Genomic DNA, 9873 nt, shown 5'->3' with positions numbered 1-9873 from the left:
CTGGCCGCGGCGGCCTTCTGCTGCTTCGCCTCGGCCACCACCCGCTCCGCCACGTGGGCGGGGACCTCCTCGTAGTGGGAGAACTCCACCTCGAAGGTGCCGCGGCCGCCGGTCATGGAGCGGAGGTCGGAGGCGTAGCGCAGGATCTCCGCCTGCGGGACCTGCGCCCGGACCACCGTGGTGCCGTCCCCCTGGGACTCCATGCCGGTGATGCGGGCCCGCCGGGCGTTCAGGTCGCCCATGATGTCGCCCAGCAGCTCCTCGGGGATCCGCACCGCCAGCGTCATGATGGGCTCGAGCAGGACCACTCCGGCCTGCTGCGCCGCCTCCTTGAAGGCCAGCGACCCGGCGATCTGGAAGGCGATGTCCGAGGAGTCGACGGGGTGGTACTTGCCGTCCACCAGCGTCACCCGCACGTCCACCACCGGGTACCCGGCCAGCACCCCCTCCTCCATGGCCTTGCGCACGCCCTTGTCCACCGAGGGGATGAACTGGTTGGGGATGGCCCCGCCGAAGATCTTGTCCACGAACTCGTACCCGCCGCCGCGCGGCAGCGGCTCCACGTCGATGACGCACACCCCGTACTGCCCGCGGCCGCCGGTCTGCTTGACGTAGCGCCCCTGGACGCCGGTGGCGCGCCGCCGCACCGTCTCCCGGTAGGGGACGCGCGGGGGCGCCAGCGTCACCTCCACCCCGAACTTGCGGCGCAGGCGGTCGGCGATGATCTCGATGTGCGACTCCCCCATGCCGGCGATGAGCGTCTGGCGCAGCTCGGGGTCGCGGTAGACGCGGATGGTCGGGTCCTCCTCGGCCAGCCGGTGGATGGCCGCGGCCAGCTTGTCCTCGTCCCCGCGGCTGCGCGGCTCGATGGCCAGCGTCATGGCGGGGCGGGGGAAGCGCACCGGCGGCAACACGATGGGGGCGTCGCGCGCACTCAGCGTGTCCCCGGTCACGGTCTCCGCCAGCTTGGCCACGGCGCCGATGTCCCCGGCCGCCACCTCGCCGGTGGGCTCCTGGTGCTTGCCGCGCAGGAAGAAGAGCGTGCCCACGCGCTCGACCTTCTGCCGCGTGGCGTTCAGCACCTGGGAGTCGCTGCTGAGCCGCCCGGCGTAGACGCGGAAGTAGGAGAGCTTGCCCACGTAGGGGTCGGCCATGGTCTTGAAGACCAGCGCCGCCAGCGGCGCGTCGGGCGTGGCCGGGCGGGTGACCACCTCCTCGCCGCCCGGCCGGGTGCCGCGCACCTCCGCCACGGCGGCCGGGGAGGGGAGCAGGGCGACGATGGCGTCGAGCAGCGGCCCCGCGCCGATGAGACGCCCTCCCGCGGCCGCGAGCACCGGGATGAGCGCCCCGCGCCGGACGCCGGCCAGGAGCCCGCGGCGCACCTCCTCGTCGCTGAGGGTCCCCTGTTCCAGGTAGGTCTCCACCAGGGCGTCGTCCGCCTCCGCGGCCGCCTCGATCAGGCGCTCCCGGGCACGCTCGACCTCCTCGCGCACCTCGGCGGGGACATCCTCCTCGCGCACTTCCCCGTCGCGCCAGGTGTAGGCCCGCAGCGCCACCAGGTCGACCAGGCCGCGCAGGGCCCCCTCCGCCCCGATGGGGAGGTGCAGCGGGACCACCCCGGCGCCGAAGCGCGCCCGGAGCGACTCCACCGCGCGCTCGAAGCTGGCGTTCTCCCGGTCGAGGCGGTTCACCACCACCAGGCGGGCCACCCCCTGGTCGGCGGCGGCTTGCCAGACCTTCTCGGTCTGCACCTCGACGCCGGCCACGCCGTCCACGACCACCAGCGCGCCCTCGCACACCCGCAGCGACCCCACCACCTCGCCGATGAAGTCGGGGTAGCCGGGGGTGTCGATGAGGGTGATCTTGTGCTCCCGCCACTCCAGGGGGGCCAGCGCCGCGTTGATGGTGTGGCGGCGGCGCACCTCCTCGGGGTCGAAGTCGGTGGTGGTCGTCCCCGCCTCCACGCTGCCCAGGCGGTCGATGGCCCGGGCGGTGAAGAGCAGCGCCTCCACCAGGGTGGTCTTGCCGGTGCCGCCGTGGCCCACCACGGCGACGTTGCGGATGCGGTCCATGGGGTAGGGCTTCATGGGTTCACCTCAGCTCGCCACCCGACGCCGGCGGGCGGCCGCGTCAATACCCCCGCTCCCGGTCCACCACGTTCAGCAGCGGCTCCCCGCGCAGGAAGCGCCGCAGGTTCTCGCAGAACAGCGGGATGGCCCGGTCGTAGTAGCGCGGCGTCGTCCCCGAGACGTGCGGGGTGATGATCACCTGCGGCAGGTCCCACAGCGGGCTCTCCGGCGGGAGCGGCTCCTGCTCGAAGACGTCCAGCGCCGCCCCGGCCAGGCGGCCGGCGCGCAGGGCGTCCACCAGCGCCGCTTCCTGGACGATCGCCCCGCGCCCCACGTTGATGAGGAAGGCCCCGGGAGGCAGCAGCGCCAGCTCCCGGGCCCCGATGAGCCCGCGGGTGGCCGGCGTGAGCGGCAGGACCACCACCAGGACGTCGCTGCGGCGCAGCACCTCGTCGAGCCCCTCGGGCGGGAAGACCTGCTCCACGTGCGGCACCGGGGCCCCGCTGCGGCGGGTGCCGATCACGCGCATCCCGAAGACGCGGGCGCGCTCGGCGATGGCCCGGCCGATCGCCCCCAGCCCCAGGATGCCCAGCGTCTTGCCGCCCAGCTCGTCCCCCAGCACGGTGCGCCGGTCCCAGCGGCGGGCCAGCTGTTGGCGGACGGCGACGTGCAGGCGGCGGCTCAGCATCAGCATCACCCCCAGCACGTGCTCGGAGAGCGGCTCGGCGTGGATGCCGCTGCTGCTGGTGAGGAGCACCTCCCGCTGGAGCAGCTCCGGGAAGAGGAGCTGGTCGACCCCGGCGGCGGTGGAGTGGATCCAGCGCAGCCGCTCCGCCCGCCGCACCACCTCGGGGGGGACGCTCCACCCCACGATGACGTCGGCGGTGGGGGCCAGCGCCAGCAACCGGGCGCGGTCGGTGGTGTGCTCGACGGCCAGCCCGGGCGCGGCGGCCCGGATGGCCTCCAGGTGGCGGGGCTCCACGTCGGCGGCGACGAGGATGTGCAGGCTCACGGCCCCTCCACTCCCGCCCCGGCCCCCGCGGTCGCAGCTCCCGCCGCCTCGCGCAGCCGCTGCACCACGAAGGTCCGGTCGAGGGCGGCCAGCAGCCAGCCGGCCTGCGGCCCGGAGCGCCGCCCGAGCAGGGCACGGTAGATCGCCTGGAAGGCCTCGCCCGCCGGCAGCCCCAGCTCGGCCTTGAGGCGGTGGATGGCGGCGTGCACCGCCTCCCCCTCCCAGGGGGTCGTCTCCAGCACGCGGGCCAGCTGGGCCAGGAAAGCCTGCTGGGCGGGGGTGAGGTCCCTGGCCGCGTCCGGCAGAGCCGGCTGCACCTCGAAGCGCTCCTCCGGCGGGGCGTAGGTGCGCAGCCAGCGGCGAGCGTCCTCGACGCGCTGCTGCAGCTCGGCGCGGTCCTCCTCGGTGAGCGGGGCGCCCTTCTCCGCCGCCACCGCCGCCTCCACGTCCACGCCGGGGAGCTGCACCAGGTGGGCGACGCGGCTGAAGCGCGGCCGCCACGCGCCCGGCCGCGACGCGGCGGTCATGGCGTAGGCGAAGGTGCGGGCCAGCTCCGGGTCGTCCACCTCTCCCCGGAAGGCGCGCGCGGCACGGTCGTACTCGTCGTACAGGCGCGGGATGGTGTCGCCGGAGGGGTCGAAGTCCTTCTGCTCCCGGTAGTGGACGCGCACCAGCAGGAAGCGGACGAGCTCGGGGCGGACGATCTCCAGGAACTCGTGGGCGAAGACGCCCCGGCCGGCGGACCCCGACATCTTCCGCCCGCCCAGCAGCAGGAACTCGTAGGAAATGGGGAAGGGGGTGGGGTAGGCGAAGATCCGCTGCGCCACGGCACTGGCCACGTCGTGGGTGCCGCCGCGGGTGAAGTGGTCCTTCCCCGCGCCCTCCACGGTGACGCCGAGCGTCCACCACTTGGCCGCCCACTCCACCTTGTAGATGAGCTTGCTCGCCCCGTCGAAGGGCGAGCGCCGCCCCCGGTGGCCGCACCCCTGCGCGTAGGTCACCTTGTCCGGCACGCAGGCGTAGGTCACCATACGCCCGTCCCAGCCGGTGACGAGCGTGGTGGCGATGCGCCCGCACGCCTCGCAGAGCACCTGCAGCGGGTGGCGCATCGGCCGGCGGCTGCCGCTGATCTCCCGGTCGATGGCCAGGACCTCCTCGGCCCGGTCGAGCACGGCGCGGATGGCCTCGTTCATCCGCCCGCTGCGGTAGAGCTCGCTCCCCCGGTACTCCTCCGGGGTGCACCCCAGGCGCCGGAAGGTCTCACTGAAGCGGTGGGCGTAGTAGGCGGCGAAGCTTGGGTAGTGGGGCTCGGGCGAGGGCACGTCGGCGAGGGGACGGCCGAGGTAGGGGGCGAAGCGGTCCCGGTCCAGGTAGGGGGGCACGGCGTCGAAGGGGTCGAAGTCGTCGAACCCGTAGAGGAAGCGTACCGCCACCCCGCGCTCGCGCAGCCCGCGGGTCACGGCGTCGTGCAGCACCACCCCGCGCAGCGAGCCCAGGTGGGCGAAGCCGCTGGGCGTCCAGGCGTCGTTCACCACGTGCGCCCGCTCGGGGCGCGTGCGCAGGATCTCCTCGGCGAGCAGGTCCACCCACACAGCCGCTCAGGTCGCCGCCACGCCCAGGGGCGCGGCCTCGGCGCGGACCAGCCAGCGACGGGCCTCGCCGACGAGGTAGAAAGACCCGGTGACCACGAGCAGGCCGTCCGGGCCGGCCAGCGCCAGGCCCCGGGCCACGGCGCCGGCCCGGTCGGGCCGGACCTCGACCTGCCGGACGTGCCGGCGCAGCAGGGCGGCCAGGTCACGCGCGGGGATGGGGCGCACGTGCTGCGGCTCGGTGGCCACGGCGGCCGACGCCAGGGGAGCGATGAGCTCGACGGTGGCTGCGGCGTCGTGTCCCTCGACCATGCCTGCGACCAGCACCACCCGGCGCCCGGGCCACAGCTCCAGCAGGGCGTCGCGCAGGGCCCCCATGGAGGCGGGGTTGTGGGCCACGTCCACCACGACGTCGGGCCCGCGGCGCACCACCTCCACGCGCCCCGGCCACTCCAGGCGCTCCAGCCCCCGCCGGACCGCGTCGGCAGGCAGCGCCGGCCCATCGGCGGCCAGCACCTCGGCCGCCACCACCGCCGTGGCGGCGTTCACCAGCTGGTGGCGCCCCACGAGCGGCACCCACAGCCGCCCGTAGTCGTTCCCCTGCGGGCCGTCCGTGCGCAGGGTGAAGGCCTGGCCCGCCGGCGTCATCGCCGCTGGCTCCCAGCGCGCCCGGGAGGCCACCGGCACCAGCACCGCACCGGCCTGCGCCGCCGCGGCGCTCACCGCCGCCGTGGCCTCCGGGCCCTGGGGAGCCACGACCAGCGGGCGCCCCGGCCGGGCGATCCCCGCCTTCTCCCGGGCGATGCCGCCGAGGTCGGGGCCCAGGCGGTCGACGTGGTCGCGGCTGATCGACGTGATCACGCCGAGGAGCGGGTCGGTCACGTTGGTGGCGTCGAGGCGCCCGCCGATGCCCACCTCCAGCACGGCCAGGTCCACTGCCGCCTCCCGGAAGTGGTGGAGCGCCAGCGCCACCGAGACCTCGAAGTAGGTGGGAACGCCCTCGGGGTCGGCCGTCGCCGCCTCGACGTGCGGGCGCACGTGCGCGATGGCCCGGTCGAGGGCCTCCGGCGAGATCAGCGCGCCGTCCACCCGGATGCGCTCCCGGTAGTCCACCAGGTGTGGCTTGACGTAGAGCCCGACCCGCCGCCCTGCCGCCTGCTCCACCGCCGCCAGCATCGCCGCCGTCGACCCCTTGCCCTTGGTCCCGGCCACCAGCACCACGCGCAGGTCCCGCTGCGGCCGGTCCAGCCGCCGGAGCAGGCGGGCGATGCGCACGAGCCCCGCCTCGCGCGCGTGGTGCCGCGGGTAGCGCTCGGCGTCGAGCAGGCCGAAGAGGAAGTCCAGGGACACCTCGTGCTATGGTAGCAGAACCTGGCGGCGGTAGGCCTCCCACGTGTTGCGCAGTAGCATGGCGATGGTCATCGGCCCCACACCGCCCGGCACCGGGGTGAGGGCGGCGGCCACCGGCTCGACGCTGGCGCGGTCCACGTCGCCCACGAGCCGGCCGTCCACGCGGTTCACGCCCACGTCGACGACCACCGCCCCGGGCCGGACCATCGCGCCGGTGACGAGCCGCGGCCGCCCGGCCGCCACCACCAGGATCTCCGCCTGGCGGGTGTGCTCGGCCAGGTCGGGGGTGCGGGTGTGGCAGACGGTCACGGTGGCGTGCGCGGCCAGCAGCAGGAGCGCGGTCGGTTTCCCCACGATGAGGCTGCGCCCCACCACCACCGCGCGCCGCCCGGCCGGGTCGATCCCGGCGTGGGCGATGAGCGCCAGGATCCCCTGCGGCGTGGCGGGGCGCAGCCCGGGGGCGCCGGCCAGCAGCGCGCCCAGGTTGGCCGGCCCGAGTCCGTCCACGTCCTTGTCGGGGTGGATGCGGGCGAAGACGCGCCAGGGGTCGATGTGGGCGGGCATAGGCTGCTGGGGGAGGATGCCGTGGACCTCCGGGCGCCGGTTGAGCTCGTCGACGAGGGCCAGCACCTCCTCCTCCGGTGTGTCGGCGGGCAGGTGGAAGGTCTCCGAGCGGAAGCCCACCCGGCCGCACGCCTCCGCCTTGCGCCGGACGTAGAGGGACGAGGCGGGATCGTCCCCCACCAGGATGGCCGCCAGCCCCGGGCTCACCCCGGCCCGGCGGATCGCCTCCGACGCCTCGGTGGCCAGCGCCGCCTCGACGGTGGCGGCCAGGCGCCGGCCGTCCAGGATCCTCGCCCCCACGGCTTCCCTCCTCGCGGACCTTCCCACCGCTCCCCGTCCGCCCCCGCAATCCCGGGGGACGTCCCCTGCAGAAAAAGCGTGAAGGCAGGCCACAGCCCGCCTCCACGTCGCACCGGTGCGCCGGGCCTCCGCCGGTGTCCGGCGGAGGGCAGGAACGGGGGCCTACCTGATGGCGGACTTGAGCTCCTTGCCGGCAGTGAACGCCGGCACGCGCTTGGCCGGAATCCGGATCTTCGCGCCGGTCTGCGGGTTGCGCCCTTCACGGGCGGCCCGGCGGCGGACGAGGAAGGTGCCGAAGCCCACCAGCGTGACCTTCTCGCCCCGGCGGAGCGTCGATGTGATCGTGTCGAGGGTGGTGTTCACCGTCTCCAGGACGTCCTTCTTGGTGAGCCCGGTCTTGGCGGCCACCTTCTCCACCAGCTGCTCCTTGTTCATGCGTCACCTCCTTTCTGCCGCGGACGCGGCGCCTCGTGCACGGTCCGCGCGTCTCTTCGCGGGAATCCGCGTGGACTCCTGCTCCCGGCCCACGCGGCGGCGGTGTGCCGCCCCAGCCGCCGCGTCCCGCCCGCGCCCCTGCACACCTCGCCGCCGCCGGGCGCCGTGCTACCGCCGGGCACCGCGCTATAATGGACGTGGTCGTGGGCGGGTACCGAAGCGGCCAAACGGGGCTGACTGTAGATCAGCTGGCGGAATGCCTTCGGAGGTTCGAATCCTTCCCCGCCCACCAGCCGTCGCGGGGATAGCTCAATGGCAGAGCTCCGGCCTTCCAAGCCGGTGATGCGGGTTCGATTCCCGTTCCCCGCTCCAGCGACGCCCGCGTGCTGACGCCCGCCGGCCGGACGGGGATGTGACCGGCCGGGGCGGACGCTCGCGGCCTGGAGGTCCCGATGCCCACCTTCTGGCTCGTGGTCCTGGCCGGGCTGGCCGGGCTGGCCCTCAGCCTGTGGCTGGGCTACAGCCAGGCCCGCCCCGCGCGGGCCTTCCGCGCGGCCCTGGCGCGCGAAATCCCCATCGCCCCGGCGCGGGCGGAGGACCCTGCCGACCTCTACTACCGCCCCTTCCCCAACCGTCTCCAGGTGCACTGGCCGGCCCTGCTGCTGGGCCCCATCTGGTACCTCCTGGTGGGCCTGTGGGTGCACGCCGGCATCCTGCTTGTCCTGGTCTTCATCTCGGGCGGGCTGCTGGCCCCCGTCGTCTGGGCCTACGCAGGGCTGAAGGCGGAGGAGGACCTGGTAGAGGCCAGGATCGCCCGACGGAACGTATACTGAGCCCTCCCTGGTCGGAGAGATCACCTACAGACCGTGCGGATCCGGGAATAGGTACCCGCCGGTCCCGCTCCCCGCCGCCGACGGAGTCCAGGGAACGAGCGCCGCCGCTCCGAGGGGAAGAGCGACGAGGTCGCCGCGTGGAGGCGCCCGCCGGTGCAGCGCGAGATACGGGATCCGCCCAATGACAGACCAGACGAGAGGAAGTCCACGTGGCGTCGGGGAAGCAGAGCCGTGTCGAGGGCGGTGGCCATGACTCGCCTCTGCGTGGTGCTGCTGGTCGGGCTCCTCCTGGTGCTGGCGCTCCCTGCCCAGGGTGCCACGCCACTGGAGGAGGGCATCGCCCTCTATCAGGCGGGCCGCTATGCCGACGCCGCCGCAGTCCTTGCCCGCGCCGTGCGGCAGCATCCCAACGACGCGCGGGCGTGGACCTGGCTGGGCGCCGCCCGCCTCCAGCTGGGCCAGCTCGGCCCCGCCGTCCAGGCCCTGCGCCGGGCCCTCACCCTGGCGCCGCGCTTCGTCCCTGCACGCTTCTACCTTGGAGTGGCCTATGCCCGGCAGAGGGACGAGGTGAGAGCCCGAGTCGCCTTCGAGCGCGTGCGGCGAGAGGCTCCGGGGACGGGCTACGCCGAGGCTGCGGCCGCCTGGCTGCGCCGTCTCTCTGGGGCCCCGGGCGCGTCGTCCACCCCTGGCGGACCGGGCGCTCCTCCCGCCTCTCCCCCTCCCGACCGCGCCTGTCCGCCCGCCGCCCCGCTGCCCACACCCCGGATGCCTCCGCCTCCCGCCCCGTCCCCGGCACCGCTGGAGGTCGTCTCCCTGGAGGCCCGCCTGGAGGGGGAGGAGCTGGTCGTGGACGGCGAGGTCGAGAACACGGGGGATGACCCGGCCGAGGTGCGCCTCGAGGTGGTGGGCTTCGGCGTGGACGGGCGTGTCCTGGTGCGCACGGCGGTGGCCGTGCAGGGTCCGGTCGAGCCCGACGACGTCGGCGGCTTCCGTGCGCGGCTCGGCACGACGCCGCCCGTCTTCTGGGTGCAGGCCCAGGTCCTGGCCCCCGCGCCCGGAGCGGGGCACAGCGCGCTCGCCCCCGTCGATCCCCAGCTCTACCTCGGGCTCGCCCGGCGCCGCGTGCAGGTCACCGGCAGCCTGGTGCCGGCGGGCCGCGCGGCTGCGCACCTCCTCTGCCTGCGCATCAGCGACGCGGCAGGCTTCCCGATCGCCAGCGTGCGCGCACGGGTGCTCGCCACCGGGATCGGGGATCGGATCCGCCTGCAGCAGATGCGCGTGGTCGAGGTGCCGCCCGCCGGGACGACCGTGCGGGTCACCTGGCCCCAACCGGCGGCGCCCAGCGTGCGCATGCTGGTCGAGGGAGTGCGGCTCGCGCCGCTACCCTCGATCCGTCCCTAGTGTGTGTCAAGTTGCGGAAGGGTGTTGACACCTTGCTCATGAGGAGACCTTCCTTGTGGTGCATGAAGAGCTCGCCAGGGGTACGACCTCGAGTCCGATACCCCAGGTGGGAACGCTGGTGATTGTAGAACGTCAGGTAGCGATCCAGAGCGTCCTGCATGGTCGCCACGCGGGTGAAGAAGCGTCGGCGGAACTCCAGGCGCCACAGCTCGCTCAGGATGGTGCCTTGCAGGCGCTCGACGAAGCCGTTGGTCCAGGCATGGCGGGGTTGGGTCCGCGTGTGCTGGATCCCCAGCGCCCGACAGGTCTGATCGAACGCC

The 9873-nt window shown here is 74.5% G+C and carries 9 protein-coding genes and 2 tRNA genes; 5 read left to right on the top strand and 6 right to left on the bottom strand.

Annotation, left to right across the window (positions count from 1 at the left end):
• The 6 genes from fusA to RB146_13615 all read right to left on the bottom strand — a co-directional run.
• Positions 1-2087 (bottom strand): elongation factor G (gene fusA, locus RB146_13640; GenBank protein MDQ7830007.1); only part of this gene is annotated, 2087 nt, incomplete at its 3' end.
• Positions 2088-2130: 43 nt separating this feature from the next.
• Entirely contained in the window at positions 2131-3081 is a 951-nt protein-coding gene (locus tag RB146_13635; protein MDQ7830006.1) for a D-2-hydroxyacid dehydrogenase, read from the bottom strand.
• Entirely contained in the window at positions 3078-4667 is a 1590-nt protein-coding gene (gene lysS, locus RB146_13630) for a lysine--tRNA ligase (protein ID MDQ7830005.1), read from the bottom strand. Before lysS ends, RB146_13635 begins: the two co-directional genes overlap by 4 nt.
• 12 nt (positions 4668-4679) lie before the next feature.
• The gene (locus RB146_13625) at positions 4680-6020 is read right to left on the bottom strand and encodes a Mur ligase family protein (GenBank protein MDQ7830004.1); all 1341 of its coding nucleotides are present in this window, start codon (positions 6018-6020) and stop codon (positions 4680-4682) included.
• Between the two features lie 6 nt (positions 6021-6026).
• The gene (folD, locus tag RB146_13620; protein ID MDQ7830003.1) at positions 6027-6884 is read right to left on the bottom strand and encodes a bifunctional methylenetetrahydrofolate dehydrogenase/methenyltetrahydrofolate cyclohydrolase FolD; all 858 of its coding nucleotides are present in this window, start codon (positions 6882-6884) and stop codon (positions 6027-6029) included.
• A 162-nt stretch (positions 6885-7046) separates the two neighbouring features.
• Positions 7047-7319, bottom strand: coding sequence for an HU family DNA-binding protein (locus tag RB146_13615; protein MDQ7830002.1), 273 nt, complete (start codon positions 7317-7319; stop codon positions 7047-7049).
• A 205-nt stretch (positions 7320-7524) separates the two neighbouring features.
• Here RB146_13615 and RB146_13610 point away from each other — a divergent pair.
• The 5 genes from RB146_13610 to RB146_13590 form a co-directional block, all read left to right on the top strand.
• Positions 7525-7611: transfer RNA gene (locus tag RB146_13610), tRNA-Tyr, on the top strand.
• A 6-nt stretch (positions 7612-7617) separates the two neighbouring features.
• Positions 7618-7691, top strand: a tRNA-Gly gene (locus tag RB146_13605).
• Positions 7692-7771: 80 nt separating this feature from the next.
• Positions 7772-8152, top strand: a complete 381-nt coding sequence (locus RB146_13600) for a hypothetical protein (GenBank protein MDQ7830001.1) — start codon at positions 7772-7774, stop codon at positions 8150-8152.
• Between the two features lie 249 nt (positions 8153-8401).
• Positions 8402-9553, top strand: a complete 1152-nt coding sequence (locus tag RB146_13595; protein ID MDQ7830000.1) for a tetratricopeptide repeat protein — start codon at positions 8402-8404, stop codon at positions 9551-9553.
• Between the two features lie 106 nt (positions 9554-9659).
• A partial coding sequence (locus RB146_13590) for a hypothetical protein (protein MDQ7829999.1) occupies positions 9660-9873 on the top strand: 214 nt, incomplete at its 3' end.

The sequence above is a fragment of the Armatimonadota bacterium genome (assembly GCA_031081585.1).
In the GTDB taxonomy this organism is placed as follows: Bacteria; Sysuimicrobiota; Sysuimicrobiia; order Sysuimicrobiales; family Humicultoraceae; genus Geohabitans; species Geohabitans tengchongensis.
This window is presented reverse-complemented; position numbering and strand designations above follow the sequence as displayed.

Bases quoted from the DNA above. Each gene is read 5' to 3' on its own strand.
- RB146_13615 (MDQ7830002.1), bottom strand. From the start codon at position 7,319: ATGAACAAGGAGCAGCTGGTGGAGAAGGTGGCCGCCAAGACCGGGCTC.
- RB146_13600 (MDQ7830001.1), top strand. From the start codon at position 7,772: ATGCCCACCTTCTGGCTCGTGGTCCTGGCCGGGCTGGCCGGGCTGGCC.
- RB146_13595 (MDQ7830000.1), top strand. From the start codon at position 8,402: ATGACTCGCCTCTGCGTGGTGCTGCTGGTCGGGCTCCTCCTGGTGCTG.